At 59.6% G+C, this 26,262-nt stretch carries 32 protein-coding genes and 2 pseudogenes; 3 read left to right on the top strand and 31 right to left on the bottom strand.

Annotation, left to right across the window (positions count from 1 at the left end):
* The 29 genes and pseudogenes from U1A53_RS23535 to rpsL all read right to left on the bottom strand — a co-directional run.
* Positions 1–753 (bottom strand): annotated as a pseudogene (locus U1A53_RS23535) (hypothetical protein); the annotation flags it as partial.
* 235 nt (positions 754–988) lie between these two features.
* A complete protein-coding gene (locus tag U1A53_RS27115; RefSeq protein ID WP_345786507.1) occupies positions 989–2,443 on the bottom strand; it encodes an efflux transporter outer membrane subunit in 1,455 nt (484 codons plus the stop codon).
* Positions 2,426–5,503: pseudogene (locus U1A53_RS23540) on the bottom strand (efflux RND transporter permease subunit); the annotation flags it as partial. The pseudogene U1A53_RS23540 and the gene U1A53_RS27115, both read right to left, overlap by 18 nt.
* Before the next feature lies 1 nt (position 5,504).
* A complete protein-coding gene (locus U1A53_RS23545; RefSeq protein WP_322284325.1) occupies positions 5,505–6,686 on the bottom strand; it encodes an efflux RND transporter periplasmic adaptor subunit in 1,182 nt (393 codons plus the stop codon).
* A 38-nt stretch (positions 6,687–6,724) separates the two neighbouring features.
* On the bottom strand, positions 6,725–7,552 hold the full coding sequence (gene map, locus U1A53_RS23550; RefSeq protein WP_322284326.1) for a type I methionyl aminopeptidase: 828 nt from the start codon (positions 7,550–7,552) through the stop codon (positions 6,725–6,727).
* A gap of 17 nt (positions 7,553–7,569) precedes the next feature.
* Positions 7,570–9,072: a preprotein translocase subunit SecY gene (gene secY, locus U1A53_RS23555; RefSeq protein ID WP_322284327.1), complete on the bottom strand. Its 1,503-nt coding sequence runs from the start codon at positions 9,070–9,072 to the stop codon at positions 7,570–7,572.
* 91 nt (positions 9,073–9,163) lie between these two features.
* Positions 9,164–9,607 (bottom strand): 50S ribosomal protein L15, encoded by a 444-nt coding sequence (rplO, locus tag U1A53_RS23560; RefSeq protein WP_322284328.1) that lies wholly within the window; start codon positions 9,605–9,607, stop codon positions 9,164–9,166.
* 39 nt (positions 9,608–9,646) lie between these two features.
* Positions 9,647–10,234: a 30S ribosomal protein S5 gene (rpsE, locus tag U1A53_RS23565; RefSeq protein WP_322284329.1), complete on the bottom strand. Its 588-nt coding sequence runs from the start codon at positions 10,232–10,234 to the stop codon at positions 9,647–9,649.
* A gap of 22 nt (positions 10,235–10,256) precedes the next feature.
* Positions 10,257–10,616 carry a 50S ribosomal protein L18 gene (gene rplR, locus U1A53_RS23570; protein WP_345786508.1) on the bottom strand — a complete coding sequence of 120 codons (360 nt, stop codon included), beginning with the start codon at positions 10,614–10,616 and terminating at the stop codon, positions 10,257–10,259.
* Between the two features lie 15 nt (positions 10,617–10,631).
* A complete protein-coding gene (rplF, locus tag U1A53_RS23575; protein ID WP_322284331.1) occupies positions 10,632–11,171 on the bottom strand; it encodes a 50S ribosomal protein L6 in 540 nt (179 codons plus the stop codon).
* A 22-nt stretch (positions 11,172–11,193) separates the two neighbouring features.
* Entirely contained in the window at positions 11,194–11,583 is a 390-nt protein-coding gene (gene rpsH / locus U1A53_RS23580; protein ID WP_322284332.1) for a 30S ribosomal protein S8, read from the bottom strand.
* A gap of 29 nt (positions 11,584–11,612) precedes the next feature.
* Positions 11,613–12,200: a 50S ribosomal protein L5 gene (rplE, locus tag U1A53_RS23585; protein ID WP_322284333.1), complete on the bottom strand. Its 588-nt coding sequence runs from the start codon at positions 12,198–12,200 to the stop codon at positions 11,613–11,615.
* Between the two features lie 90 nt (positions 12,201–12,290).
* The gene (gene rplX, locus U1A53_RS23590; protein WP_322284334.1) at positions 12,291–12,578 is read right to left on the bottom strand and encodes a 50S ribosomal protein L24; all 288 of its coding nucleotides are present in this window, start codon (positions 12,576–12,578) and stop codon (positions 12,291–12,293) included.
* Positions 12,575–12,943 (bottom strand): 50S ribosomal protein L14, encoded by a 369-nt coding sequence (gene rplN / locus U1A53_RS23595; RefSeq protein WP_294398988.1) that lies wholly within the window; start codon positions 12,941–12,943, stop codon positions 12,575–12,577. The genes rplX and rplN overlap by 4 nt, the downstream gene beginning before the upstream one ends.
* Before the next feature lie 44 nt (positions 12,944–12,987).
* Positions 12,988–13,272 (bottom strand): 30S ribosomal protein S17, encoded by a 285-nt coding sequence (rpsQ, locus tag U1A53_RS23600; protein WP_322284335.1) that lies wholly within the window; start codon positions 13,270–13,272, stop codon positions 12,988–12,990.
* Positions 13,273–13,307: 35 nt separating this feature from the next.
* On the bottom strand, positions 13,308–13,526 hold the full coding sequence (gene rpmC / locus U1A53_RS23605) for a 50S ribosomal protein L29 (RefSeq protein ID WP_322284336.1): 219 nt from the start codon (positions 13,524–13,526) through the stop codon (positions 13,308–13,310).
* A 40-nt stretch (positions 13,527–13,566) separates the two neighbouring features.
* The gene (rplP, locus tag U1A53_RS23610; RefSeq protein WP_322284337.1) at positions 13,567–13,989 is read right to left on the bottom strand and encodes a 50S ribosomal protein L16; all 423 of its coding nucleotides are present in this window, start codon (positions 13,987–13,989) and stop codon (positions 13,567–13,569) included.
* Positions 13,990–14,036: 47 nt separating this feature from the next.
* Positions 14,037–14,837: a 30S ribosomal protein S3 gene (rpsC, locus tag U1A53_RS23615; RefSeq protein ID WP_345786505.1), complete on the bottom strand. Its 801-nt coding sequence runs from the start codon at positions 14,835–14,837 to the stop codon at positions 14,037–14,039.
* A 32-nt stretch (positions 14,838–14,869) separates the two neighbouring features.
* Positions 14,870–15,310 (bottom strand): 50S ribosomal protein L22, encoded by a 441-nt coding sequence (rplV, locus tag U1A53_RS23620; RefSeq protein WP_322284338.1) that lies wholly within the window; start codon positions 15,308–15,310, stop codon positions 14,870–14,872.
* Between the two features lie 25 nt (positions 15,311–15,335).
* A complete protein-coding gene (locus tag U1A53_RS23625; RefSeq protein ID WP_322284339.1) occupies positions 15,336–16,118 on the bottom strand; it encodes a hypothetical protein in 783 nt (260 codons plus the stop codon).
* Positions 16,119–16,139: 21 nt separating this feature from the next.
* Positions 16,140–16,418, bottom strand: a complete 279-nt coding sequence (gene rpsS / locus U1A53_RS23630; protein WP_294398970.1) for a 30S ribosomal protein S19 — start codon at positions 16,416–16,418, stop codon at positions 16,140–16,142.
* 24 nt (positions 16,419–16,442) lie between these two features.
* Positions 16,443–17,282, bottom strand: a complete 840-nt coding sequence (gene rplB, locus U1A53_RS23635) for a 50S ribosomal protein L2 (protein ID WP_322284340.1) — start codon at positions 17,280–17,282, stop codon at positions 16,443–16,445.
* A 48-nt stretch (positions 17,283–17,330) separates the two neighbouring features.
* Positions 17,331–17,615 carry a 50S ribosomal protein L23 gene (rplW, locus tag U1A53_RS23640; protein WP_322284341.1) on the bottom strand — a complete coding sequence of 95 codons (285 nt, stop codon included), beginning with the start codon at positions 17,613–17,615 and terminating at the stop codon, positions 17,331–17,333.
* 2 nt (positions 17,616–17,617) lie between these two features.
* Positions 17,618–18,229, bottom strand: a complete 612-nt coding sequence (rplD, locus tag U1A53_RS23645; protein ID WP_322284342.1) for a 50S ribosomal protein L4 — start codon at positions 18,227–18,229, stop codon at positions 17,618–17,620.
* 18 nt (positions 18,230–18,247) lie between these two features.
* Positions 18,248–18,940 (bottom strand): 50S ribosomal protein L3, encoded by a 693-nt coding sequence (gene rplC / locus U1A53_RS23650; RefSeq protein WP_322284343.1) that lies wholly within the window; start codon positions 18,938–18,940, stop codon positions 18,248–18,250.
* Positions 18,941–18,975: 35 nt separating this feature from the next.
* Entirely contained in the window at positions 18,976–19,284 is a 309-nt protein-coding gene (rpsJ, locus tag U1A53_RS23655; protein WP_294398955.1) for a 30S ribosomal protein S10, read from the bottom strand.
* 39 nt (positions 19,285–19,323) lie between these two features.
* Positions 19,324–21,474 (bottom strand): elongation factor G, encoded by a 2,151-nt coding sequence (gene fusA, locus U1A53_RS23660; RefSeq protein ID WP_322284344.1) that lies wholly within the window; start codon positions 21,472–21,474, stop codon positions 19,324–19,326.
* 48 nt (positions 21,475–21,522) lie between these two features.
* Positions 21,523–21,996 (bottom strand): 30S ribosomal protein S7, encoded by a 474-nt coding sequence (gene rpsG, locus U1A53_RS23665; RefSeq protein ID WP_322284345.1) that lies wholly within the window; start codon positions 21,994–21,996, stop codon positions 21,523–21,525.
* Positions 21,997–22,030: 34 nt separating this feature from the next.
* A complete protein-coding gene (gene rpsL / locus U1A53_RS23670; RefSeq protein WP_322284346.1) occupies positions 22,031–22,435 on the bottom strand; it encodes a 30S ribosomal protein S12 in 405 nt (134 codons plus the stop codon).
* Between the two features lie 431 nt (positions 22,436–22,866).
* Here rpsL and U1A53_RS23675 point away from each other — a divergent pair, with 431 nt between their 5' ends.
* Both U1A53_RS23675 and U1A53_RS23680 read left to right on the top strand, forming a co-directional pair.
* Positions 22,867–23,490, top strand: coding sequence for a hypothetical protein (locus tag U1A53_RS23675; protein ID WP_322284347.1), 624 nt, complete (start codon positions 22,867–22,869; stop codon positions 23,488–23,490).
* Between the two features lie 83 nt (positions 23,491–23,573).
* On the top strand, positions 23,574–23,966 hold the full coding sequence (locus U1A53_RS23680; protein ID WP_322284349.1) for a hypothetical protein: 393 nt from the start codon (positions 23,574–23,576) through the stop codon (positions 23,964–23,966).
* An 87-nt stretch (positions 23,967–24,053) separates the two neighbouring features.
* Here U1A53_RS23680 and tadA read toward each other — a convergent pair whose 3' ends face one another.
* Positions 24,054–24,605: a tRNA adenosine(34) deaminase TadA gene (tadA, locus tag U1A53_RS23685; RefSeq protein ID WP_322284350.1), complete on the bottom strand. Its 552-nt coding sequence runs from the start codon at positions 24,603–24,605 to the stop codon at positions 24,054–24,056.
* A gap of 69 nt (positions 24,606–24,674) precedes the next feature.
* On the opposite strand from tadA, the gene rpe reads away from it, so the two are divergent.
* Positions 24,675–25,349, top strand: coding sequence for a ribulose-phosphate 3-epimerase (gene rpe, locus U1A53_RS23690; protein ID WP_322284351.1), 675 nt, complete (start codon positions 24,675–24,677; stop codon positions 25,347–25,349).
* Positions 25,350–25,390: 41 nt separating this feature from the next.
* Here rpe and infC read toward each other — a convergent pair whose 3' ends face one another.
* Complete coding sequence (infC, locus tag U1A53_RS23695; RefSeq protein ID WP_322284352.1) at positions 25,391–26,077, bottom strand: translation initiation factor IF-3; 687 nt, start codon at positions 26,075–26,077, stop codon at positions 25,391–25,393.
* Positions 26,078–26,262 lie beyond the last annotated feature (185 nt).

Below are 26,262 nucleotides of genomic sequence, written 5' to 3' on the forward strand. Positions count from 1 at the left end.
CCCATTGGGGTTGTAGCGTGCCACGCGGAAACGGCTGCCTGAGTCGTAACCGCTGACGACGATCTTCCCGTCACCCTGCAAGACCATGCCGTTCATGACATCGTGGGTGCCGCTCAGGTCGGTGCTCATCAGGCCGCCGACACCAAAACTGTTGTCCAGTGTTCCGTCGCCGTTGTAGCGCAGCACCACGAAATCAAGGGTGCTGTAGATCGCGTCGCCCGCGACCACAATCTTCCCATCCGCCTGCACTGCCACGGAACCAGCAGAACTGCCCCCAGCAATGGTGGTGACGATCTTGCCGGTGCCAGCCTGGCCGAAACTGGTGTCCAGCGTTCCATCGGTGTTGTAACGCACCAGCGTGACATCGCTCCTGTTGCCGCCGTCAGAAGAGCTTCCCACGACGACGATCTTGCCATCGCTCTGCAATGCCACACCCCTCCCGTTATCATCGGTGCCGCGAATGTTCGTGGTCACCTTGCCCGTGCCGTTGAAGGTCGTGTCCAGCGTTCCGTCCGGATTGTAGCGTGCCACCGCAAAGTCAGCGGCGGCGGCCTGCCCCGCCACCACGATCTTGCCATCGCTCTGCAACACCAGGCTATAGCCGCGATCATTGCCGCTGCCAAAGGCTGTCGTCACGATACCCCCAATGCCAAAGCTCACGTCCAGATCACCTGGCTCGGCAGCGACAGGAAGGCTGGCGAGGGCGCTGACAGCACCAAGGAGAAGGCTGAGATGGGAATGGGTTCGGGTCATGGAGTTCAGGCTTCCTTGATGGGATACCCACGATTTCGGTTCATGTTACGCATCTGAACGAGATTTCACGCCGGGCCATGGTGATGTCGTTGAGCTATCCGCCCATCGTTCAGTCCAGCATTGCGGGAGACTACCTGCCCGTTGTGGCCGGTGTCGATACAAACCTTCGGTCCGTCAGTGCCGCGCCCACGCATGGCTCTCGCTCGGACGTTCATCGACAAGAGACCTCCGCCTTTCACCAGCCGCCACCTAGGGCCTTGATGAGCAGCACACAGGCCAGGAAGCTCTCGCCCCGGAGGCGCGTGGCCTCCTGTTCCGCACGCAGGTGCGTGCGCTGGCTGTCCAGCACCTCGTAATAGGCCACCAGCCCGGAATCGTAGCGTTTCTGGGAAAGCTCCAGCGCCTTTCGAGCCGAGGCCACCGTGGCATCTTGGGCCGCCGTCTGCCGCCTCAACACGGCCACGCCGCTCAGGGCATCCTCGGCATCACGCATGGCTCCGAGCACCGTGCTTTTGTAGCTTGCCGCCGCTTGATCATAGCGCGCCTTCGTCGCCTCAATGTTCGCCCTGACTCCTCCACCTCGCAGCAAAGGCCATTCGACCGCCGCCGGTCCCAGCCCCCAGACACGGCTCTGCGCATCGCCTATCTTCCAAAAATAGCTCGTCTGCGTGCCACCCGTGAGGCCAATGCTCAGGCTGGGGAACAGGGCCGCTTTCGCCACACCGATCTCGGCATTCAACGAAGCCATTTGACGCTCCGCCGCGGCAATGTCAGGGCGTCGCTCCAGCAGATCGCTCGGCACGCTGGCAGGCACGGTAGGCGGCGCACCGCTGATTTCATGCGCCGACTGGTTGAACTGCGACGGCGTCTTTCCGAGCAGCAGGGCAATGGCATGTTCGAGTTCTGCACGCCTTTTTTCCAAACCGATGGCTTCCGCCTCCGTCGCCGCCATGTCAGTCTCCGCCTGCGCCACGTCGATTTGCGCGATGTCTCCCTGCTCAAAGCGCGTGCGTGCCAGTTCGACAGTTCTGCGACGCAGGGCGACCGTGCGCTTTAACAAGGCGATCTGTGCATCCTGCGCACGCAACGCGAAGTAATTCAGCGCCAGTTCGCTTTGCAGGCCAAGCAGGGCGTTTTGATAATCCCCTTGCTCTGCTTCAGCACGCGCGGCTCCGGCGCTGCTTTGATTGCGCAGCTTGCCCCAGAAATCGAGTTCGTATTCAAAATCGAGCGTCGCCCCCATCACATTGCGCGTGCGCCCGCCAGCGAACTGGAACTTCATGTTTCCCGAACCACGGCTGCGATTGGCCGAGCCGTTCAGCGTGAGGAACGGAAACAGGCTGGCCCGGTCAGCACGTGCCAATGCTTTGGCCTCGGTGACACGATGCATCGCCAGTTCCAAGGTCGGACTGCCCGCCTCGGCCTGTTGCATCAACGCGTTCAAGCGAAAATCACCAAACAAGCTCCACCAGTTGCCACGGCTGGCATCGTCACGCGGTTTCGCCGTGCGCCAGGGGCCGCTGGTTTTGAACTCGGTCGGCAGATCCGGCTTCGGGGAAAAGTATTTGGGAGCGAGGTTGCATGAAGGCAGCAACAGGAACGCAAACAGCAGCACGTGAATGAGCGCGGGATATTTGGGTTTCGTCTTCACTTCCTCGCCGGTCAGGGCTGATTCGAGTTTGCGTGTCACATCAAGGGGCGAACCCGTGTGCTGGGCGATCAGGGCATAGACCATGGGAACGAGGAACAAGGTGACAATGGTGGCGAGTGACACGCCGAACACAATCACAACGCCGACGACCATGCGCGTCTCATACCCTGCCCCGTGGCCGAGCATGAGCGGCAAAGCGCCCATCACGGTGGCCAGCGCGGTCATCACGATGGGGCGCAGACGCTGCTCGCTGGCGGTGAGAATGGCCTCGCGGAAATCCATGCCTTCATCGCGAAGCTGGTTGATGAATTCGACGATAAGAATGCCGTTCTTCGCCGCCAGACCGATGAGCATGATGAGTCCGATCTGGCTGTAGATGCTTTGATTCAGGCCCATGACCTGCAAACCAATCAGCGCACCCGCCACGGCCACAGGAACCGTCAGCATGATCGTCAGTGGATGTACAAAGCTCTCAAACTGCGCCGCCAGCACCAGGAAGGCGATGAGCATGGCCAGCGCGAAGATCAAACCGATGCTGCCGCTGTTCTCCTTCATCTTCAGGGCGTTTCCTTTGTAACCGACGATGGCGGTGGTTGGCAGGTTTTCCTGGATCAACTGCTCCATGTACTCCACGGCCGCGCCAAGGCTGTAGCCCGTGGCGAGTTCGGCATCGAAGGTGATGCTGCGCATGCGGTTGTAGCGGTTCAGCGTGCCGCTGTCAGCGAATTCATCCATCGTGACGAGATTCGCCAGCGGGATGAGCTGTTTGCTGCGCTCGCTGCGCACGAAGATGTTGTTGAGATCCAGCGGGCTGCGTTTGTCCGCGTAGCTGCCTTCGAGCATCACGTCGTATTCCTCGCCTTGATAAATGAAGGTGGTGGCACGGCGGCCGCCAAGCAGTGTTTCCAGCGTGCGGCCAATGTTGGCCGAAGACACGCCGAGATCGGCGGCACGCGCTTGATTGATGCTCACACGGAGCTGCGGCTTGGTGTCGCGATAATCGCAGTCGAAGCCCACAAGATTTGTGTTCTCCCTGGCCTTGCTGAGAATGATGTCACGCCATGCGGCCAGTTCTTCAAAGGTGGGGCCGCTGACGACGATTTCCAACGGCTTGTTCAGGCCGCGCATCATGCCCTGGCGCATGACGACGGACACCTTGGCGCTGGGGATGTCCGCAGTCTTCTTGCGGATCTCGGCCATGATTTCGAAGCCGTTCCGCCGCGTGCCAAACGGCGAAAGCGTGAGCACGGCGATGGATTCGTTGAAATCCGCCGAGGCACCGAAGCTACGCGGCGCGCGGGCATTCACACGGGTGGCCTCATGCGTTTCTTCGACGAGATACATCAGGCGCTCGTTGAGCGCGTCGAGCGTCTGCATCGTGTTGGCAAACGTTGTGCCCGGCGGACTGGTGGCGGTGACGAAGAAGGAGCCGCGGTCTTCACGCGGCGTGAATTCTTCCGGGATGTACTTCAGCAGCCACCAGCACATCGCCGTGAGACCTAGAACGACCGGGATGGCCGTGGCGGGAAAATTGAGCAATAGCGCCAGCGCTTTGCGATACAGGCTCTGCACAAACTCAAAGGTGCGTTGCAGCAGACGGGCCAGGAAGCCGTCGGATTCACGATCCCGCATGATCTTGGAGGCCAGCATGGGAGAAAGCGTGAGCGCCACGAAGCCGCTGAATCCCACGGCGATGGCCAGAGTGACGCTGAACTCGGCAAACAAGCGACCCGTGTCCCCCGGCATGAAAGTGACGGGCACAAACACCGCCAGCAGCACCAGCGTCGTGGCGATGACGGCGAATCCGACCTGCCGCGTGCCGAGGAAGGATGCCACGAGCGGCTTTTCGCCCAGTTCGATGCGGCGGTGGATGTTTTCGAGCACCACGATGGCATCATCGACCACGAGGCCGATGGCGAGCACGAACGCCAGCAGCGTGAGCGTGTTCATCGAGAAATCCAGGGCATACAAAACGATGCAGGTGGCGAACACGCTGACCGGAACGGCCACGATGGGCACCAGCACGGCGCGCATATTGCCCAGGAAGAGATAGATGATCGCCACGACGAGGGCGAGGGCGATGACAAGCGTGCGATAGACCTCGTGGATGGATTCCTCGATGAACTGGCTGATGTCGTAGCTGTTGTCGAGCCGCATGTCCTTCGGCAGCGTGGCGCGGATCTTGTCAGCCTCGGCGCGCACGGCCCTGGCCACGTCGAGCGGGTTCGCGCGCGACTGGCGCACCATGCCGAGCGACACCATGCGCACGCGGTTGCCTTTGAACGAGGTTCGCGCCTCGTCAGCGCCAAGCTCCACCTTCGCCACTTCAGCCAGACGCACCTGATAACCGTTCTCGCCACGCGCGATGACGAGTTTTTCAAAGTCCTGCGTCGTCTCATACTGGCGGTTGATGCGCACGGTGAACTGGCGGTCGAGCGACTGCACCGTTCCCGCAGGCGGGTCGATGTTTTCACGGCGCAGGGCCTCCTCGACATCGAGCGCGGTGAGGCCGCGCGCGGCGAGCGCCTCACGATCCAACCAGATGCGCAACGCATACCGCGCGGCGCCGGAGATGCGCACGCGAGCGATGCCAGGGAGGCGCGAGAAGCGGTCCATCAGGTAGCGCTCCGCATAATCGTTCAGCTCCAGCGTGCTGCGGGTGTCGCTGGCGAGGTTCAGATACATCAGCACCTCGGCGCTGAGCTCGGTTTTGCCGACGTTCGGCGGCTCCACTTCCTCCGGCATCGTCGGCAGGATCGGACTGATGGCTTCTCGAATATCATTGGCCCCTGCATCGAGATCGCGGCCCAGATTGAACTCGACGGTGATCTCGGATTTGCCGTCAACGCTGATGGAGGAGATGTTTTTGATGGCCTCCACCTGCGAGATGCGGTCTTCGAGCCGCTGCGTGATGCGACGCTCGACGACGCTGGCGGAAGCACCTCGATAATAAGTTTCAACCGTCACGATGGGCGGCTCGATGTCGGGATACTCACGGACTTGCAGACGCGTGTAAGCCACGACGCCGAAGGCGATGAGGATGAGGTTCATCACCATCGCCAGCACAGGGCGACGCACCGATGTATCCGAGAGCCACATGTCAGGGAGTCGTCGTGTCGGGTTGTTCGGGGTTGAAGGCCTCCACAGGACCGCCGTAGTCACCGGCGGCCTTCACAGCGGCCCCGTCCTGCAAACCGACGATGCCATCGGCAACGATCAACTGCCCTTCACTGAGTCCGCTCGTGATTTCGACAAAGCCCGGCTTGCGGCGGCCGGTTTTGACCTCAACGCGCTTCGCTTTGTCACCCAGGATCGTGAACACGTAAGCCTTGGCACCGATGGGAACCAGCGCGCGTTCAGGAATGGAGAGCGACATCTTCGGCTCTACCACGAGCCGCACCATGACGAGCATGCCGGGCTTGAGCGCGAGATCGGGATTTGCCACCTCCGCACGCGTGGGGATGGAGCGCGTCACGGGGTCGATGCGTGAGTCGAGGTGCGACACTTTGCCCTCGTATTTGCGTTCGCGATCCGAATCCGTGCGCGCGGTGATCAATGTTCCAGGCTTCACGGTGCCGAGATAGGTTTCCGGCACGGAGAAGTCGATCTTCACCACGTCCATCTTGTCGAGCGAGGCAATGACCGTTCCGGGGGTGACCAGCGCGCCGACACTGATGCGCCGCAAACCGAGCCAGCCGTCGAAGGGCGCCGTGATGCGGCGATCCGTGAGCTTCGCCTCGGCCTCGAATATTTTTTGCTTCGCGATGTCGGCGAGCGTTTTGCGCTCCGCCAGCCGTGCCTCGGGTGCCGCGCCGTCTTTGACGAGATTTTTGAGACGCTCGATCTCACGCTCTTCCTCGGCGAGCGTCGCCCTGGCAGATGCGAGCATCGCCTGCTCCTCGGAATCGCTCAGCAGGGCCAGCAGAGTGCCCTTTTTGACGAAGTCCCCGTCGTTGAAGGACAACTGTGTCACCGACTCGGTCACGTTCGAACTGATGTCGATGGACTCAAAGGACCGCACCGTGCCGATGGCATCGAGATCGAGCGCATAGTTCTCCTTGGCAACCTTGGCGGTCAAAACCGGGGCCGCACCCTTGGCGACCGCCGCAGGTTTGGCGGTAGAAGTTTGATCACGCTGCTTCAGAAACATCCAGCCGCCCACAACCACACCTCCGGTGACGAGGATGAACGCAAAGAAACGAAAGAATGCACTTGGCCTGGCTTCGGACATGGGGGATTCAAACAAACGCAGGCCGGAGAAATCGCTAGCAGCAAAGGACATGCAAAGCGGACTTTTTTGCCAGCGCCACGTCTGAAAAATCAGCCCAGTTCTGCCACCGGTCGAGGCGTCAGATCGGCGGTTCCCTTGGGGAACATGCGGTCACGAGCGGTGAGGATCTCCGGCTCGTCTTCGGTGACGAGGACGACGTGCTCGAAGTGTGCGGAAGGCTTGCGGTCAGTCGTCACCACCGTCCATTTGTCGGCGAGGATGCGCGTCTTGTCGGTGCCCATGTTGATCATGGGCTCGATGGCGAGGGTCATGCCGGCCTTGAGGCGCGGACGCGCGCCTTTTTTGCCGTAGTTGGGCACCTGGGGCTCCTCGTGGAGCTTTCTGCCGACACCATGACCGACAAACTCGCGGACGACACTGTAGCCGTATTGGGTGACGTGATGTTCGACGCTGTGGCAGAGGTCACCCAGCATCCAGCCGTCACGAGCGTATTTGACGGCGACGAGAAGCGATTCCTCGGTGGCGGCGAGAAGGTGGAGCGTTTCCTTGGCGACATTGCCCACAGGAACGGTGAGAGCGTTGTCGCCCACCCAGCCGTCGTAATAGACTCCAACGTCGATTTTGACGACGTCGCCGTCCTGGATGACGCGCGGGCCGCCGATGCCATGTACCACTTCTTCGTTGATGGAGACGCAGATGTTGCCAGGGAACTGGCGGTAGCCGAGGAAGGCGCTGGTGGCACCACGTGCCTTCATCTCAGCGGCGGCAAAGCGGTCGATCTCGGCGGTGGTGGCACCGGCGTGGACTTGGGCGGCGGTTTTGATCAGTACATCACGCGCGACCTGGCAGGCCTTGCGAATGCTCTGCTGCTGAGCGCCGTGGCGGATGGGAATGTTCCCGGATTTGACGAAGGCCATGACGCGATCAATGAAACTCACTTCAGAGCCAGTTTATACACCACACCGAAGAGCACGATGATGGCAAGACCGACCCACATCCAGACAATGGTGGTGGAGTCCATCGTGCGGCCACCCTGCTGGACGCGGTCCACGCGGCCACGGATGCGGCCTTTCTTGAGGAAGCCGTCATAATGGCTCTGCAAGAGATGCGTTTCGACCTGACGCATGACATCCAGCACGACGCCAACGAGAATCAGCAGGCTGGTGCCGCCGAAGAACTGGGCGGCGGAGCTCGAAATCTGCATGGAACTGCTGACGATGCCGGGCATCACATAGAGACCGGTGAGGAAGATCGCCCCGGCAAAGGTGAGGCGGCTCATGGTGAAGTCGAGGAAGTCGGCGGTGGGCTTGCCAGGACGGATGCCAGGGACGTAGCCGCCGCTCTTTTTGAGATCTTCGGAAATCTGCGTGGGCTGGAACATGGTGGCGACCCAGAAGTAGCTGAAGAAGAAAATCAGGGCGGCGGAGATGACGTAGTAAGTGGTTCCGGTGCTGATGAAGATGGCCATGCGCTGAATCCAGTTCACGTCCTTGAACAAGGAGGCCAGGATGGTGGAAGGGAACAGCAGGATCGCCTGCGCGAAAATGATCGGCATGACGCCGGAATAATTGATCTTCAGCGGCAGATACTGCGTCTGGCCGCCATAGACCTTGCGGCCGACGACGCGTTTGGCGTAAGTGATGGCAATTCGTCGTGTCGCCTGGGTGAGCGCAATAACACCGGCGATGACGAGAATCATGAAGCCCATGAGCAACACGAGAGTGAAGGCGCTGGCCGGGCTGGCTTTCACGCTGCCGACGAAGGTCTGCCAGACCTGGATGAGGGCCCCAGGCAGGTCGGAGACAATGTTGACGCAGATGAGGATGGAGACGCCGTTGCCAATGCCGCGGTCGGTGATCTGCTCACCGAGCCACATCATGAGCATGGTGCCGGCCGTGATGGTGATGACGGAGGTGAAGACAAAGCCAATGCCGTAATTGGGCACGAGCGGTCGCCCGCCTAGTTTGTCGATGGCATCCTGCAAGCCGGCCATCAGATAGTTTTGCTGCGGATCGGCCAGTGATTGCGCGAGCAGGGTGGCCTGGAAGACGCAGAGCACAATGGTGGCGATGCGGGTGTACTGCGTGATCTTCTGACGACCGCCCTCCTCGCGGGCCAGTTTGCTGAGCGGCGGCCACACGGCGGTGAGGAGCTGCAGCATGATGCTCGCACTGATGTAAGGCATGATGCCGAGGGCGAAGATGGCGCAGTTTTGCAGGCCACCACCGCTGAAGATGTTGAGCAGCGCGGCGACCTGGGCGGCACCGGAGGCACTGTCACCCGCCTTGTTTTCGATCCAGGCATTCAGCACCGTCGGATCGACGCCCGGAAGCGTGATGGAGGTGCCGATACGGACGATGACAATCATCGCCAGCGTGAAGAGGATGCGCGAGCGAAGTTCGGGGACTTTGAAGCTGTTGGCGAAGGCGGAGATCATGGGAGAGGGGCTCTAAGCGAAGATGGGCCTGGTTCCTGACAGCACTTGCTGCGCGGAGACCGGCCCATCAAAACGGTTGGGTCAGAAAAAATCAGGCGGCGATGGAACCGCCGGCTTTCTCAATCTTTTCACGGGCCGCAGCGCTGACTTGCGCGCCTTGGATGGTGAGTTTGCGGGCGAGATCGCCAGTGCCGAGGATCTTGATGGCATCGCAGTTGCGGCTGACGAGCCCGATTTCACGCAGAGCGGCTTCGTTGATGACGGCACCGTCCTGGAAGGCATCGTTGAGTTCGCCAACATTCACGACTTCGAAGACGTCTTTGAACGCCTTGTTGTTGAAACCCTTCTTGGGAAGACGGCGGTGCATGGGCATCTGACCACCTTCAAAGCCGGGGCGGATGCCGCGTCCTGCGCGGGCCATCTGACCTTTGTTGCCTTTGCCACAGGTTTTGCCGTGGCCGGAGCTTTCGCCACAGCCGAGGCGTTTGCGGCGCTTTTTGGCACCGGGGCGGGGTTTAACGTCTTGGAGTTGCATGATGAAAACTAAAAGTTAAAAGCTGAAAGCTAAAATGAATCAGAGGGCTTTGCGCTCTTTGATCTGCTTGCCACGGGCACGGAGGATTTCGTCAGCAGGGCGCAGCGCGCTGAGGGCGGCGAGCGTGGCCTTGACGACGTTGGCGTGATTGCTGGAACCAAGGGACTTGCCGATCACGTCTTTGACGCCAGCGGCTTCAAGCACGGCGCGTGCGCCACCACCGGCGATGATGCCGGTACCTGGCGTGGCAGGCTTGAGCAGAATGTGGCCGCCGCCGTGGGAACCGGTCACCTCATGGGGAATGGTGCTGTCCTTGAGGCAGATGGAGTACATGTTCTTGCGGGATGCCTCGGTGGCCTTTTTGATGGCGTCGGAGACTTCGTTCGCTTTGCCAAATCCGCAACCGACCTTGCCCTTGGCATCACCAGAGACAACGAGAGCGCTGAAGCTGAAGCGACGACCGCCTTTGACGACCTTGGCGCAACGGTTGATGTGAACGACTTTTTCAACGCCATCCACTTCACGCGGCCCACGATCATCGCGACCACGGAAGACTGAAGGTGCGGGAGCAGCGACTTCAACGGCTTCCACCGGCGGTGCCTCAATAATTACTGTTTCATCGGCCATATAAGAAATGAATGCGGGTGGATTAGAATTTCAGGCCCTTTTCGCGGGCGGCATCGGCGAGAGCCTTGACCTTGCCATGATAAATGAAGCCCGCGCGGTCGAAGACCACTTCGGAGATGTTCTTGGCGATGGCACGCTCGGCGAGGACGGCACCGACCTTGGTGGCGTTCTCGACGTTGGCCTTGCCAGCGCCGTAGCCTTTTTCCTTGGTGGAGGCCGAAACAAGAGTCTTGCCGGCCGCATCGTCGATGACCTGGGCGTAAACGTTGGTGTTCGAGAAGTAAACAGCGAGACGGGGACGCTCGGCGGTGCCGCTGAGCTTGCGGCGGATGCGCTTGTGAATGCGAGCGCGGATGTCTTTGCGATTGGTGAGGGCCATGATGAATATCTCCGGGGATTACTTGACGGATTTGCCGGCTTTGCGGCGGATGTGCTCGCCCACATAACGAACGCCCTTGGCCTTGTAAGGCTCCGGCGGGTAGTAGGCGCGGATGTCGGCGGCAAGCTGCCCGACAACCTGTTTGTCGATGCCTTCGATGGCGATCTTGGTGTTTTCAGTGACGGTCACCTTCACCCCTTTCGGGATGGGATGCAGACGTTCATGGGACTGGCCAAGCTGGAGGTCGATCTCGGAGCCTTTGACCGCAGCGCGGAAGCCGACGCCGTGGATTTCGAGGTTCTTGGTGTAGCCCTGGCTGACGCCGATGAGCATGTTCGAGATCAATCGCTGCGTGGTGCCGTGAAGAGCACGCACCTGGCGCTCATCGGACTCGCGGGTGACGTTGATGGTCTTGGCATCGGCATCGACTTTGACGCCGAGCGGAAGATTCCAGCCAAGTTCGCCCTTGGGGCCTTTGACATGCACCGAACGGTCGTCGCCGATCTTGATGCTGACCTTGTCGGGAATGGTGATGGGTTGTTTGCCTACGCGTGACATGAAGGTGGTGACAGTTGGAGGTTTACCAGACGGTGGCGAGGAGTTCGCCACCCACTTTGGCCTTGCGGGCCTTGGCACCGGTCATGATGCCACGCGGGGTGGAAAGAATGGAAATGCCGAGGCCGCCGAGGACGCGGGGGATCTCATCGCTGCCCACATACTTGCGCAGGCCGGGCTTGCTGGCGCGGTCGATCTTGCGGATGACAGGTGCCTTGTCCTGATACTTGAGCTTGAGCTTGAGGCGAGGATGGGTGGCGTTGGTGTCCACTTCATAGCTCCAGATGTAGCCTTCTTCCTGCAGGATGCGGGAGAGTTCGGCTTTCATCTTCGAGAAGGGAATGAGCACCTGCTCCTGCTGTGCGGAGCAGGCATTGCGGATGCGGGTGAGATAATCTGCGATCGGGTCGGTCATGACGCTGAGGGTGTCCGGGGGTTCTTAAATTAGGCGGCAGCGGCTTCAGAGCCATCTTCCTTCTTCGGCTGGGCGGTGCGGGTGCGGAACGGCATGCCCAGGGCACGCAGCATTTCACGCGCATGATCATCATTGTTCGTGCTGGTGACGAAGGTGATGTCAAAACCGAGGGGACGCTTGATCTTGTCGATCTCGATCTCAGGGAAGATAGACTGGTCGGAGACACCGAGGGTGTAGTTGCCACGGCCGTCAAAGGCGCGGGGAGCGACACCACGGAAGTCACGAATACGCGGGATGGCGGTGCGCACGAGGCGCATCATGAAGTCATACATCTTAACGCCGCGCAGAGTAACTTTAACGCCGATGTTTTCACCTTCACGCAGCTTGAAGTTGGCGATGGCCTTCTTGCTTTTGGTGATGATGGGCTTCTGGCCGGTGATGAGAGTGACTTCGTTCACCGCATCTTCGATCGCCTGCTTGCGTTCGCCCTGGCTGCCGACAGAGCAGTTGATGACGATTTTTTCAAGCTTGGGAACCTGATGGATGTTGGTGAGGGCGAGCTGGGTCTTCAGTTCGTCGCGCTTCTGTTTGTAGAGGGTCTTGAGGGAGTATTCCATGATTCAGTTTGGGCTGTGCCTCCTTTCCTTCAATGGCCGCACCGTGCGGAGCGACGATGGTAAAGGGGGAAGCAAATGGGGGGCGGGGATTTAGGCTTTGGCCTTCTTCTTAGCAACTTTCTTTTTCTTCTCTTTCGCGGGCGCTTCGACGCGCTTCACGTTGGAAATGTGGATGGGGGCTTCTTTTTCCTGGAAGCCGCCGGCCTGGTTCTGCTGGGTGGGCTTGATCGCTTTTTTGATCATGCGCACGCCTTCAACGAGCACACGGCCTTTGCCCGGCTGCACTTGCAGGACAACGCCCTGCGCGCCTTTGGCGGCTCCGGAGATGACGACGACATTGTCGCCCTTTTTAACGTGGGTCTTGATGTGGCTGCTCATAGCACTTCGGGGGCGAGGGAAACGATCTTCATGAAGTTTTTGTCGCGCAGCTCACGGGCCACCGGGCCAAAGATGCGGGTGCCGCGCGGGTTGTTGTCCTTGTCGATGATGACCATGGCGTTCCGGTCGAAACGCAGGATCGAGCCATCCACACGACGGATCGGATGCGAGGTGCGGACGATCACGGCACGGACGACTTCGCCCTTCTTCACGGCGGCGGTCGGGGTGGACTCGCGAACGTGCGCGGTGATGATGTCGCCAACATAGGCGAAGCGGGTGTTTTTCTTGCCCAGCACGCCGATCATCGTGGCCAAGCGGGCACCGGTGTTGTCAGCCACCGGGATTGAAGATTCCATTTGCAACATAAGCTGTTTCTCCTGGTCAGGTTAAGGGGTTCAAAAAATTGCGATTAGTGCTTCTGAACTTCCAGCAGTTCCCAGCGCTTCAGCTTCGAAAGCGGACGGGTTTCGCCGATGAGCACCTTGTCGCCCTCCTTGGCCTGTTCCTTCTCGTCATGAGCATAGAACTTGGAGGTCTTGCGCACGATCTTCTTGAACTGCGGATGCGGAACGCGGCGTTCGACTTTGACGACGATGGTCTTCGCCATTTTGTCGGACAACACGACGCCGACGCGCGTCTTGCGCACGGTTTTCTTTTCGGTGGCGGCAGGGGCTGCTGCGGTGGTCTCGCTCATGATGTTAAAATTGCTTCAGGGGGTTGGTGACCGGATCAGGCGGCCTTCTTGGCAGCCGCGGCGCGGGTGCGCTCGGTGATGATGGTTTCGATGCGGGCGATCTCCTTGCGGATGTGGGTCAGGCGCGCAGGATTTTCGAGCTGGCCGCCACCGGCGCTCTGCTGGATGCGCAGATTGAGCGCCTCCTGCTTCAGTTCGCGACGGCGTGCGGAAAGCTCTTCCACAGTCGATTCACGGAGTTCTTTGATCTTCATAATTCAGTTCGCAGTTCGCGGTTCTCGGTTCGCGTGGTGGTTATTTGTGCAGGCTTTCGCGGCTGACGAAGCGGCAACGGAGGCCGAGTTTCGTAGCGGCCAGGCGGCAGGCTTCACGGGCGGTGGCCTCGTTGACGCCGGAGATTTCAAACAGCATGTGCCCGGGGAGGACGACAGCGACCCAGAATTCCGGGGCGCCTTTACCTTTACCCATTCGGACTTCCGGCGGGCGCTGGGTGACGGGCTTGTGCGGGAAAATGCGGACGAAAACCTTGCCTTTGCGCTTCAGGAAGCGGGTGATGGCGACACGGCAGGCTTCAATGTGGATGTTCTTGATCCAGCCGCGTTCAAGGGTCTGGAGTCCGAACTCACCGAAGTCGAGCTTGTTGCCGCTGGTGGCGTTGCCACCGCGGTTGCCGCGTTGCGATTTGCGATATTTAACTCTGCTGGGAAGAAGGGCCATACGTCTCTGTCCTGTGGGAAGGTTTTAGTTCAAAAGGTGGAGGCTGATCATGCCTGGGCGGGGGCTGGTGCCGGGGCGGGAGCGGGGGAACCATAACCGGAACCACCACCAGGGCCGCCACGACCACGTTCGCCACCACGGGGACCGGGAGCGCCAGGGCGGCGGTCACCACGGTCGTTGTTGCGCGGGCGGCGGTCACCGGAAGGACGGGAGACGCCTTCAGGGGCATTGCCACGGTTCATCCAGCACTTCACGCCGATGATGCCGTAAACGGTGCGGGCTTCGGCAAAGCCATAGTCAATCGGGATACGCAGCGTTTGAAGCGGCACCTTGCCCTGGCGATACCACTCAGCACGGGCAATGTCGGCGCCACCGAGACGACCGGCGCAGCGGAGACGGATGCCGTCAGCACCCATGTCCATCGCGGTCTGCACGGAGCGCTTCATGGCGCGGCGGAAGGAAATACGGCGTTCAAGCTGAACGGCAACGGCCTCGGCGACGAGCTGGGCGTCGAGCTCGGGCTGCTTGATTTCAAAGATGTCGATTTTCACCTGCTTGCCACCGCACATCTCGGAGATCTTCTGGCTCATCACGTCGATTTCCTGGCCTTTGCGGCCGATGACGAGACCGGGACGGGCGGTGTGGAGCGTCACACGGACCTGGTTCCAGGCGCGTTCGATGACGATCTTCGAGATTGCGGCCTGCATGAGCTTCTCCTTGAGATAGCCACGGATAGCGAGGTCGCTGTGCAGCGAGTCTGCATATTCTTTTTCAGGGGCATACCACTTGGAGCGCCAGTCTTTGGTGACTGCGAGGCGGAAGCCGATCGGATTTACTTTCTGTCCCATAAAGTGAGGAGGTGCGGTTCGGTGGCGGGCGGTTATTCGGAAACTTTGGCTTTGGCTTTAGCTGCCTTCTTCTTGGCAGGAGCGTCACGGCGGGCGGATTTAGGAGCTTTCTTCTCTCCTTCGGCTTTGGCTTCTTCAGCTTTCGGAGCACCGATGATGATAGTGATGTGCGTCATGCGCTTCTTGATCGGAGCGGCGGAGCCACGCGCACGCGGCATGATACGACTGAGGACGGGACCAGGAGTGGCGATGGCGGATTCGACGATGAACTCGGAGGCGTCCAACTCATGGTTGTTCTCGGCGTTCGCGATGGCGGAGCGGAGGGTTTTACCAATGAGGAAGGCGGCCTTCTTTGGCGTGAAGTCGAGAACGCTCAACGCCTGGGAAACAGGCAGGCCGGTGATGGCGCGCGTGACCTGACGGGCTTTCTGCGAGGAGATCCTGGCGTATTTGAGGACTGAGCGGACGGACATAAAGCGAGGGGGGTTCTGGACTTGCTTAGAGGGATTTGTTGAGATCGACGCGGCCCCGGTCGCCCACGCGGACGGGATCGTTGGCGCTGGCCAGTTCTTGGACCACGGCACCACAGACGGAGTTGCGAACTTCAGTGACGAGGACTTTGGCGATGGGCTTGTCCTCGCGGAAAATTTCAAACGGCATGCCTGGCTTCACGCCGTCTTTGGCACCGATGGAGAGCACGGCGATGCCGAGTTCATTCTTCAGACTGACCACACGGGCATTTTGCATGTCACCAGCGGGCTGGCCTTCGGCCTGGCCACCACCGGCTTTGACGAGCGCACCGTCAGCCTTGGTGATCGCTTTGTTGAGGCGGTCAGATGTGGCAGGATCGGCGTTCTGGGCGCTCTTCATCAGCCCCATGCCGGCTTCGGCGAGTTCAATCAGGGCATTGGCGAGTTCATCGCGCTGCTCCTTCATGATACGCAAGTCGCTGAGGGCGGAGAGCAGACGCTCCTGAGTCTGATCTTTGGAGTTTTCGAGCGCACCCACGCCGAGCCCTTCGAGCAGGCCGCGCAGTTTTTCGTAGCGGTCCTTCAATTCGTTGCTCTCGGAGTTGGCGGCGGCGGCACTCTGGGCCAGCGCATCGTTCTTGTCCTTGGACGCGTTGTTCTGGGCTTCGAGGGCCTGGATCTTGGCGGCAGCGACCTGAAGCGTGGTGTGAAGTTCCTGAAGTTCCAGCCTGTCATCCGCACGCACGCCAGCCACACCCGCCGCGAGGAGCAGCGAGAGAGTGAGTTTGGCGATGGAGGTGCGGATGGACATGAAGTTCTCGATGCTCAGTGATTATTTGGCGGCCTTGACGGTGACGGCACCGTGAGACTTGAAGAGGCGGGTCAGGGAGAACTCTCCGAGGCGATGGCCGACCATGTTTTCAGTCACATAGACGGAGACGAAGTCCTTGCCGTTGTGAACGAGGAAGGTGTGGCCCACCAGGTCAGGAGTGACCATGGAGGAACGTGCCCAAGTCTTGATCGGGCGTTTTTGCTTGGCGTCGTTGAGCTTGTCCACCTTGTCGAGGAGGGCTTGCTGAACGAAGGGACCTTTTTTGAGGGAGCGTGCCATGAGAATGCGTGAGTAGGGAATGGATTACTTCTTGGCGTGACGGGTCTGCACGATGAGCTTGTTCGTGGCCTTCTTCTTGTTGCGAGTCTTCTCGCCCTTCGCATGGCCCCAAGGGCTAAGAAGGTGCTGACGACCACCACCTGACTTGGAGCGGCCTTCGCCACCACCGTTCGGATGGTCAATCGGGTTCATACACATGCCGCGCACGGTCGGGCGGGTGCCCTGCCAGCGGGTGCGGCCCGCCTTGGCGCTGACGACGTTCATGTGCTCGACGTTACCGACCTGGCCGATGGTGGCATAGCAGGTGGCGAGAATCTTGCGGATTTCGCCGGAAGGCATGCGCACAAGGGCGAACTCACCTTCACGGTTGGAGAGCACGGCTGCCTGACCAGCGGCACGGGCGACAACGCCACCTTTGCCGGGGGACAGCTCGATGTTGTGGATCGAGGTGCCAAGAGGGATTTTGCTCAAAGGAAGCGCATTGCCGAGTTCTGGAGCGGCTTTTTCACCAGCGGTCACGGAGGCACCGACAGCGAGATTGTTCGGCGCGAGGATGTAGGCACGCTGACCGTCCTTGTATTCGATGAGGGCGATGCGGGAGGAGCGGTTCGGATCGTATTCGATGCCGACGACCTTCGCAGCTTCATCGCGACGGGAACGCTTGAAGTCGATGAGGCGATAGCGCTGGACGTGACCACCGCCGATGTGACGGGTGGTGATGCGGCCAGTGTTGTTACGGCCACCAGACTTGCGGAGAGCCACGGTGAGGCTTTTCTCCGGCGAGTGCTTGGTGATCTCCTCAAAGGAGTTCCACTCCTTGTAGCGATTGGTGGGAGTGGTGGGCTTGAATGTTTTCAGCGCCATGACGGTGGGATAAGTTAAAGGGTTGTGCCTGCGGGCCGGATACCTGGGTTAAGCGAGATCGAACTTTTCACCCGCCTTGAGGCGGACGATGGCTTTCTTCCAATGATTGGTGCGGCCGTAGTCGGCGCGGCGTTCACGACGGGCCTTGCCATCATAATTGCAAGTGCGGACGCCGGTGACTTTCTTGCCGAACAGCTTTTCGATGGCCTGCTTGATGTCGATTTTGGTGGCTTCGACATCGACGGAAAACACGTACTCGTTGTTCTTCTCGCCCAGCAGCGTGGCTTTTTCGCTGAGGCGGATGGTTTTGATGACTTTATGAAGGTCTTTCATGATCAGGCGGTCCTTTTGGCAAGGGTTTCAAGGGCGTCGCCGGTGACAACGACGCTGCGATAGCGGAGGAGGTGCTCGGCGTTCACGTCATCAGCGGAGATGAGCTGGACGTTCTGGACATTGCGGCCGGCGCGGAAGGTGAGTTCATCAAAGCCTTTGCCGATGAGCAGCACGTTCTTGGCGGTGGTGAGACCGTTGACTGCGGCGATGAAGCTCTTGGTCTTGCCATCAGCGACGGCGAAATTGCTGGTGGTGAGCACTTCACCATCCAGGATGCGGGCGGTCAAAGCGGCGCGGAGGGCGAGCTTTTTGGTGCTCTTGGGGATCTTCTTCGCGTAAACGGTGGTGTTGCGTGGGCCGAAGACGACACCACCACCACTCCAAATCGGGGAGCGCTTGCTGCCCATACGAGCATTGCCGGTGCCCTTCTGGTTCCACATTTTCTTGCCGGAACCGGAGACTTCCGAACGGTTTTTGGTGTGGGCGTTGCTTTGACGGCGGTTGGCACGGTAGGCCACCAAGGTGTCACTCAGCGCCTGGGAGCCTTTGTAGCCCTCGGTGAGTTGAATGTTCGCCTGCTTTGCGGCATCGGCTGTTAGAATGTTCGCGGACATGATTCAGTTCCTCAGAAATTATTTCTTAGCTGCCTTGGTGGAGACACGTTGGACGACTACTTTTTTAGCGCCGGCCTTCTTGCCAGGACGCACCACAACGATGCTGCCGGTGTTCCCAGGAAGCGCGCCACCGATGAGCAGCACGCCTTCTTCAGGACGGCTCTGCACGACAACGAGATTCTGCACTGTGCGGCGGGAGACGCCGTCATGGCCGGGCATCTTCTGATTCTTCCAGACGAGACCGGGGGTAAGACGGCAACCGATGGAACCAGGACGACGATGCATCATGTGACCGTGCGTGGCAGGCTGGCCGGCGAAACCGTGGCGCTTCACAACGCCCTGGAAACCCTTGCCCTTGGTGGTGCCGATCACATCGACGACCTGGCCGTTGGTGAACAGGCTGGCGTCGAGCTTGAAATCTTCCGCAGGCAGCTTGTCGTCGCCGGTGAGGCGGAATTCTTTGACGATGCGCTTGGCGGTGGTGCAACCATGCTTCTTGAAATGACCGAGCAGCGGCTTGCTGACACGGGATTCTTTAAGCTGGTCGCCATAACCGATCTGCACAGCGCTGTACTTGTCTTTGCCGTCGCTGCGCTTCACCTGAAGAATGGTGTTGCCGCTGACATCGACCACAGTGACTGCCACGGCATCGCCTTTGGCGTCATAGACCTTGGTCATTCCTAGTTTTTTGCCGATCAATCCGAGACTCATGAGTGTGTCCTCCTGGGGTAAAATGGGTGGCCGTGTTAGATCTTGATCGTGATGTCCACACCAGATGGGAGGTTGAGCTTCTTCAGCTCGTCCACGGTGCGGGATGTGGGATCGACGATGTCCAGCAGCCGCTTGTGCGTGCGGATTTCGAACTGGTCCATCGACTTCTTATCGACGTGCGGGGAACGGTTCACAGTGAACTTCTCGATGCGGGTGGGCAACGGGATGGGGCCTGCGACGCGGGCGCCGGTGCGCTTCGCGGTTTCGACAATATCGGCAGTGCTCTTGTCGAGCACGCGGTAGTCATACGCGCGGAGGCGGATTCTGATGCGTTGATTAGTCATGACGATGATCCGTGGGTGAGTGGGTTCAATCCGCTGAGGTTAAGATTTGCCGCCTCCGCGCTGTTCGACGATCGTCTCGACGATCTGTGACGGCACTTGTTCGAAGTGTGAGGGCTGCATCGAGTAGCTGGCGCGGCCGGAGGAAAGGGTGCGGATGGCAGTGGAGTAGCCGAACATTTCGGCCAGGGGCACTTCAGCGCGCAGGATGGCGGTGGCACCGCGCATGTCCATGCCCTGAATCTTGCCGCGGCGGCGGTTCAAGTCGCCAAGAATATCGCCCTGGTAATCTTCTGGCGTGGAGGCTTCCACGGCCATGATCGGCTCAAGCAGGATGCACTTGGCTTTCTTGAGCGCGTCTTTCACGGCGAAGATACCAGCCATTTTGAAGGCGTTTTCGTTGGAATCGACTTCATGGCTGGAACCATCCACGAGATCGATCTGCATGTCGATCACCGGGTAACCGGCGATGATGCCGTTGAGCGCTGCTTCAATGCAGCCGTTCTTGGCCGGATTGATGAATTCTTTCGGGATGGTGCCGCCGACGACTTTGTTTTCAACCACGATGCCGGAACCTTTTTCGCCAGGGCGAATTTTGACCACAACGTGGCCGTATTGACCGCGACCACCGGACTGCTTGACGAGCTTGCCTTCGCCATCCGCCGGGATGGTGAGCGTCTCGCGGTAGGCGATCTGCGGCTTGCCGGTGTTGGTTTCGACCTTGTGCTCGCGCTTGAGGCGGTCGCAGAGAATTTCGAGGTGCAGTTCGCCCATGCCGGCGATGATGACCTGGCCGGTTTCTTCGTCGGTCTTGACGAAGAAGGTCGGATCTTCTTCGGAGAGGCGCTGCAGGGCATTGCCCATCTTTTCCTGGTCGCCCTTGGTCTTTGGCTCAACAGCCATCGAGATAACGGGTTCTGGGAAGGTTGGAGGCTCGAGCAGGATGTCGAGGTCTTCGTCGCAGAAGGTATCGCCTGTGCGCACATCCTTCACACCCACGAGGGCGGCGATATCGCCGGAGTAGCAACAATCAATGTCCTTGTGAACGCTGGCCTGAATCTGAATCAAGCGGCCCACGCGCTCGGATTTGCGGGTGCGGGGATTGTAGATCGTGTCGCCTTTTCTGACGCAGCCGGAATACACACGGAAGAACACGAGGCGGCCAAATTTGTCGGACCAGAGCTTGAAGCCAAGGGCGCAGAATTTGCCATTATCGTCTGGCAGCGCTTCGACCTTCACTTCAGGATCATCCACAAGCTGACCCGTCTGGGGCTGAATATCGAGCGGCCCTGGGAGATAGTCGATCACAGCATCGATCAGATACTGCACGCCCTTGTTTTTGAAGGCGGAACCACCGGCCATCGGAATGATCTTGTTGGCGATCACCGTGCGGCGAAGGGCTTCTTTCACTTCCCGAATCGTGATCGGCTTCTCTTCAAGGAACATCATGCCGAGTTCTTCGTCATGATTGCAAATCTCAGCAACGAGGCCGTCGTAGTTTTCCTTGGCCTTCTTGATTTCGTCGCCTTCCAGGTCACGCACCGTGTAGGAAGAGCCAAACTTTTCGTCATCGTTATAGATGATCGCCTTTTGGTTCACCACGTCGATCTGACCAATGAGATTTTCTTCGGCACCGATCGGAATCAGGATCGGCCAGGCATTCGCACCCAGCTTTTTGCGCACGTCATTCACCACATTGTCGAAATTGGCGCCCGTGCGGTCCATCTTGTTCACGAAGGCGATGCGAGGAACGCTGTATTTCTCAGCCTGACGATACACCGTCTCAGACTGCGGCTGGACGCCGGCCACACCGCAAAGCACAAAGATCGCGCCGTCAAGCACACGGAGGGAACGTTCCACTTCAGCGGTGAAGTCCACGTGTCCGGGGGTGTCGATGATGTTGACGCGAATGTCTTCCAATTCGCGCAGCTTGAAGATGCCCTCTTCCTTGAGCTGCTTCCAGCGTGCGGTCACAGCAGCAGAAGTGATGGTGATACCACGCTCTTTTTCCTGCTCCATCCAGTCGGTGGTCGCAGCACCGTCATGCACCTCGCCGATCTTGTGGATCATGCCGGTGTAGAAGAGAATACGCTCGGTCAGGGTCGTCTTGCCCGCGTCAATATGCGCGCAGATCCCGATATTCCGGGTGCGCTCAAGAGGGTATTCGCGGTTGGGGGAGTTGGGGTTAGCCATGGAACAAAATTGACGTGAAATGGACGGGAAATCGTGATGAGAGACGGCTTAGAAGCGGAAGTGAGCGAACGCACGGTTGGCCTGCGCCTGCTTGTGAACGTCGTCCCGCTTGCGGACGGCATTCCCCTGCCCTTGTGCGGCATCCTTCAGCTCATTCGCCAGGGCGCGGTGCATGGCCTGGCCTTTGCGGCCACGGGCAAAACCAACAATCCAGCGCATGGCCAGGGACTCCTGACGACGAGGGGAAACTTCCAGCGGCACCTGATAGGTGGCACCACCGACGCGGCGGGCTTTGACTTCCACGCGTGGCTTGGTGTTCTCAATGGCGCGATTGAAGAGCTCCAGCGGATCGACGCTGTCCGTCTTGTCATTGAGCTGTTCGATGGCTGTATAGACAATGCGCTCGGCGAGCGACTTCTTGCCATCCAGCATGATGTTGCTGATGAGGGCGGCGACCAGTTCGCTATCGTAGCGGCTATCCTTGCGAACCTCTTTGTTATAAACGCGTTTTCTGCGGGCCATGACGTGGTGAGATGGAGGGTGAAATCAGCGGGAATTACTTCTTCTTCGCGGCAACGGCGGCGGCACCGGCCTTCGGACGTTTCGCACCGTATTTGGAACGGCCGCGACGACGAGCGTCAACTCCAAGGCAGTCCAGCGTGCCGCGCACGATGTGGTAACGCACACCCGGCAAATCCTTCACACGTCCGCCACGCACGAGAACAATGCTGTGCTCCTGGAGGTTGTGACCTTCGCCGCCGATGTAGGCGATGACTTCATAGCCGTTGGTCAGGCGTACCTTGGCCACCTTGCGCAAGGCCGAGTTCGGTTTCTTGGGCGTGCGGGTCATCACCTGGAGGCAAACGCCACGACGCTGCGGGCACTTGGCAAGCGCGGGTGACTTCGACTTTACCGCCTTGTCTTTGCGGCCGTGTCTGACGAGTTGATTGATGGTGGGCATGGTGTGAAAGAGCTGTGATCCTTGGCTTTTATTGGAGCCGGTTTCGGAAGACAGCGCGCCATGCTCACAATGAGCACGCGCAGACTTTTCCGGTTCTGGCTCCGATAATGAAGGCCCTCCGTGGAGGGCCTTGATCTACCAGCTTCACGAAGGAGGCTGGGCCTTGGGAGCGCGCATTCTGGCGATTCCCTCTGCTCTCGCAAGCAGTATTTCAGGGTTTTTGAAATAATTTCTCCCTGCTTTCCAGGCAAATCTGAAAATAGCCGGCCAGCCAGTGATCCGCTCAGCGGATGACCTTTCTCGAAATTATCACAAACCCATGCCCAGACACTTGGGAGAACCCGGGCAAATTTGACCTCTATTCTCTACCAGCAACTCCCAGTAGATGCGTGCGTTTGCTTCGTGGCCAGTTCCCGCCACTGTCTTGCCTCATGCGCACGCTTCTCTGCCTCCTTCTCCTCGCCGCGAATGCTCTGCACGCACAGCAACCCGCCAAGACGGAACGCAAGCTCGAAACCCTGCTGCTCATGCCGGAGCCGAAGGCGATGCGCACTGCTCTTTCCATCGTACCAGCAGGCGCGAAGCAGACCGTACTCACGCCGTATCGCGAATCCGCCGTGTCACCGAGCGGAATCGAGCCGTACTCGCAGGCCTCCTTCGCCAAACTCGGCCTGAGCGTCGAAACCTTCGCCCAGCGAGCCAAAACCGCCGCTGACAAGCGCCTGACGCAGATGCAGCCCGAATTGAAAAAGGGAGCGGACGGCAAGATCGCCTATGCCGTCTATCGCGGTGAGTCGCCCCTGTTCCCCACCCTGCTCAGCGCTCCTTCCCTGCCGAAGATTTTCGAGGAGCTGTTCGGCAAAGAAATCTGGGTCGCCATGCCGGACCGCCACGCTCTCTACGTCTTCCCCGCCCGGTCTGACATTCTCCAGGAATTCACCGCCGACCTCGCTGAACGCTATACCAGTGATCCCTTTGCCGCGAGCTGCGAGGTGTTTTCAATCAAGACAGGCGAAGAACCGCGTGTGGTGGCGACGTTTGCGGGTGAGGAGTGAAGCCACCTTTATCATGCTCGACATGAGCGGTTTTCATTCAATGGTTCGGATCCCCCTATCCGTTTCTCTCTTGTGTCCCTCCCATGAAAACATTCCTACTCCTCTCCATCCTGGGTTTATCGTCGTTGTGCTTGGGTGAGCCAGCCCCACCGGCAGCGTCGAAGAAGGAGGCTGCCAAGACTCCCCCTGCGGCCCCGAAGAAGGGTGGCACGACGGTGGATGTGCGGGCGTTCCTGATCGGCACGAAATGGTCGTGGCGCAATGTGAGTGCCGGGGTGCCAGACCGTGAATGCATATTCATGGACGATGGCACTTTCCGGCATCCCCACTTCGTCGCCAAGTTTACTGTCAAAGACCCGCATGTGGTGGTACTGACAAAAAAGGGCGGGAAGGCAGTGCTGACTTTCGACACAGACTTCAAGACATTCGAAGCCATCGATTTCAACAACGTGCGGATCACGGGCAGCAGACTGTAAGGCTAGGAACGTCAGCACCCACTTCGCCCGATGCTACGTTCACGCTGCATCCGATCAAGGAGAACCGTGACTGCGGTATTTGCCTCCTCACGGCCCATCGAACACCACGACATCATCACCGTCTTTGGCTGCGCCCTTTTTGTGCTCCAGTCCTTCGGCCCGACGGCGACGAGCTTCAGCGAAGAATTCTTTGAGGATGGCAACGCAGTCGGCATTGAGCACACCAGGAGTGATTTCGCAGCGATGGTTGAGGTTGGGGGCTTGGAGGAGGTTCCAGTAGCCGCCGGCGGCGCCACCTTTGACATCGGGGCAGCCGAAGATGACGCGGCGGACGCGGCAGTGGATGATGGCACCGGCACACATCGGGCAGGGCTCCTTGGTGACATAGAGATCGCATTCGTTGAGCCGCCAGTCGCCCAGGGCGCTCTCAGCCTGGGTGAGGGCGAGCATTTCGGCATGAGCGGTGGCGTCCTTGAGGGTCTCTACCTGGTTCCAGGCGCGGCCGATGACGTTCCCTTGATGCACGATGATGGCTCCAATGGGCACTTCATCCTGTTTGGCGGCCTTGCGGGCCTGCCGCAGCGCCTCGCGCATGAAATGCTCGTCGTCGAAGGGGTTGATGATGAGGGTATCGGCCACGCGGGTTTATAAACGGCTGCGCGGCCAACTCAAACCTTGAACTTTGAACCTTGAACCTTATCTCAGGGCATGGATCACACGACCGACCTCATTCTCCCGTCCCTGCTGGCCTCCGACTGGTCAAAAATCGACGCCGAAGTGAAACGCGCCTCAAACGCCGGGGCACAGTGGCTTCACCTGGACGTGATGGACGGGGCGTTCGTCGATAACATCTCCTTCGGTCCGCAGATGGTACAGACGGTGCGCAAGGTGACGGACCTGTACCTGGACGTGCATCTCATGATTCACCGGGCGGACCATTATCTGGAACGGTTCATCAAAGCGGGTGCGAACAACATCACAATCCACGTCGAAGCAAACTACGACACCTCGGTGGCGGAGACTTTGCAGCGTATCCGGGCCGCCGGTTTGCACTGCGGCATCGCGCTGCACCCAAGCACGCCGTTTGAGGCGGCGCTGCCGTTTGTGAAGGACATCGACCTGCTGCTGGTGATGACCGTGGTGCCCGGATTTGGCGGGCAGCCCTTCATGGAGAAGGAAACAATGCCAAAGCTGGCTGCCGCACGCGATTACCGCGATGCGCACGGTTTGAAGTTCCACCTGGAGGTGGATGGCGGCATCTACACGAATACCGCGCCGATTGCGAAGCAGAACGGCGCGAACTTGTTCGTCTGCGGCACGTCATCATTCGGACCACCGGACATGAATCAGTCGATGCGCGATCTGGCGGCGTCCGTGGCCTGAAATGAGAAAGGGCAGGAGATGAACTCCTGCCCTTCGTAATTTTATTCAGCAGCGGGTGCTGGTGCGGCTTTTTCTTCCGGCGGTGGTGCCTCGTGATTCTCATCGTGATGATTGTCATCATGAGGCTCCTCATCGTGCTTCTCTTCACGCGGATCGTGACCTTCCGCGTGCAAGATGTCACTGTGCGCGGTGACGCCTTTGAGGTGAGTCTTGAACTTGCGGTGGCGCTGGCGTTCCGGCAGCGGACTGATCTGCATGTTGATGTTTCGGCCGGCCATCCTCGGCTCCTGATCGACATGGCCCATGGTGAGAAGATCTTCCTTAATCTTCTTGGCCAGCAGATGTCCCAGCTCCTGATGCGCCATCTGGCGGCCGCGAAACTGAAGCTGAATGCGCACCTTGTGGCCTTCGGCCAGGAAGTCCTCGGCATGCGTGATCTTGATCAGGTAGTCATGCGGGTCGATGCCGATGCGGAACTTCATTTCCTTCACCTTGCCGGCCTTGTGATGCTTGTGGGCCTCCTTCTTGTGCTTCTCCTGGATGTATTTGTATTTGCCGTAGTTGACGATCTTGCACACGGGCGGGTCGGCGTTCGGCGCGACTTCCACGAGGTCCAATCCACGCTCTTTGGCGATGCGAATGGCCTGCGAAGTCGGAATGATGCCCAATTGATGATGCCCATCCTCCTCAACCACCCGCACCTTCGGCGCACGAATGCGCTCGTTCACACGGGTCTGATCCACAAAGCGTCCGTTCGGCCTGTCACGACCACCGGGGCGATTTTGCCCCCCTGGACGGAACTGGCTGTTGCCACCACCCGCGTAAGCACCTGCGGGGCGCGCAGGCCCTGCTGGACCCGCTGGACGCGGCGCCGGGCCGGATGGACCCGCTGGACCCGCTGGACCCGCTGGAC

The sequence above is a fragment of the Prosthecobacter sp. genome, from assembly GCF_034366625.1.
Lineage (GTDB): Bacteria > Verrucomicrobiota > Verrucomicrobiia > Verrucomicrobiales > Verrucomicrobiaceae > Prosthecobacter.

Coding starts and splice junctions, on each gene's coding strand:
- rpsE (WP_322284329.1), bottom strand. CDS start 10,234: ATGGCCGATGAAACAGTAATTATTGAGGCACCGCCGGTGGAAGCCGTT.
- rplX (WP_322284334.1), bottom strand. CDS start 12,578: ATGAGCAGCCACATCAAGACCCACGTTAAAAAGGGCGACAATGTCGTC.
- rplE (WP_322284333.1), bottom strand. CDS start 12,200: ATGGAATACTCCCTCAAGACCCTCTACAAACAGAAGCGCGACGAACTG.
- fusA (WP_322284344.1), bottom strand. CDS start 21,474: ATGGCTAACCCCAACTCCCCCAACCGCGAATACCCTCTTGAGCGCACC.
- rpsG (WP_322284345.1), bottom strand. CDS start 21,996: ATGGCCCGCAGAAAACGCGTTTATAACAAAGAGGTTCGCAAGGATAGC.
- U1A53_RS23625 (WP_322284339.1), bottom strand. CDS start 16,118: ATGTCCATCCGCACCTCCATCGCCAAACTCACTCTCTCGCTGCTCCTC.
- rpsL (WP_322284346.1), bottom strand. CDS start 22,435: ATGCCCACCATCAATCAACTCGTCAGACACGGCCGCAAAGACAAGGCG.
- rpmC (WP_322284336.1), bottom strand. CDS start 13,526: ATGAAGATCAAAGAACTCCGTGAATCGACTGTGGAAGAGCTTTCCGCA.
- U1A53_RS23545 (WP_322284325.1), bottom strand. CDS start 6,686: ATGTCCTTTGCTGCTAGCGATTTCTCCGGCCTGCGTTTGTTTGAATCC.
- rplN (WP_294398988.1), bottom strand. CDS start 12,943: ATGTTGCAAATGGAATCTTCAATCCCGGTGGCTGACAACACCGGTGCC.
- rplV (WP_322284338.1), bottom strand. CDS start 15,310: ATGTCCGTCCGCTCAGTCCTCAAATACGCCAGGATCTCCTCGCAGAAA.
- rplC (WP_322284343.1), bottom strand. CDS start 18,940: ATGAGTCTCGGATTGATCGGCAAAAAACTAGGAATGACCAAGGTCTAT.
- secY (WP_322284327.1), bottom strand. CDS start 9,072: ATGATCTCCGCCTTCGCCAACAGCTTCAAAGTCCCCGAACTTCGCTCG.
- U1A53_RS23675 (WP_322284347.1), top strand. CDS start 22,867: ATGCGCACGCTTCTCTGCCTCCTTCTCCTCGCCGCGAATGCTCTGCAC.
- rplF (WP_322284331.1), bottom strand. CDS start 11,171: ATGTCACGCGTAGGCAAACAACCCATCACCATTCCCGACAAGGTCAGC.
- map (WP_322284326.1), bottom strand. CDS start 7,552: ATGGCCTTCGTCAAATCCGGGAACATTCCCATCCGCCACGGCGCTCAG.
- rpsJ (WP_294398955.1), bottom strand. CDS start 19,284: ATGACTAATCAACGCATCAGAATCCGCCTCCGCGCGTATGACTACCGC.
- rplO (WP_322284328.1), bottom strand. CDS start 9,607: ATGCAACTCCAAGACGTTAAACCCCGCCCCGGTGCCAAAAAGCGCCGC.
- rpsH (WP_322284332.1), bottom strand. CDS start 11,583: ATGACCGACCCGATCGCAGATTATCTCACCCGCATCCGCAATGCCTGC.
- rplD (WP_322284342.1), bottom strand. CDS start 18,229: ATGTCCGCGAACATTCTAACAGCCGATGCCGCAAAGCAGGCGAACATT.
- rplW (WP_322284341.1), bottom strand. CDS start 17,615: ATGAAAGACCTTCATAAAGTCATCAAAACCATCCGCCTCAGCGAAAAA.
- U1A53_RS23680 (WP_322284349.1), top strand. CDS start 23,574: ATGAAAACATTCCTACTCCTCTCCATCCTGGGTTTATCGTCGTTGTGC.
- rplB (WP_322284340.1), bottom strand. CDS start 17,282: ATGGCGCTGAAAACATTCAAGCCCACCACTCCCACCAATCGCTACAAG.
- rpsS (WP_294398970.1), bottom strand. CDS start 16,418: ATGGCACGCTCCCTCAAAAAAGGTCCCTTCGTTCAGCAAGCCCTCCTC.
- rpsC (WP_345786505.1), bottom strand. CDS start 14,837: ATGGGACAGAAAGTAAATCCGATCGGCTTCCGCCTCGCAGTCACCAAA.
- rpe (WP_322284351.1), top strand. CDS start 24,675: ATGGATCACACGACCGACCTCATTCTCCCGTCCCTGCTGGCCTCCGAC.
- rplP (WP_322284337.1), bottom strand. CDS start 13,989: ATGGCCCTTCTTCCCAGCAGAGTTAAATATCGCAAATCGCAACGCGGC.
- rpsQ (WP_322284335.1), bottom strand. CDS start 13,272: ATGAGCGAGACCACCGCAGCAGCCCCTGCCGCCACCGAAAAGAAAACC.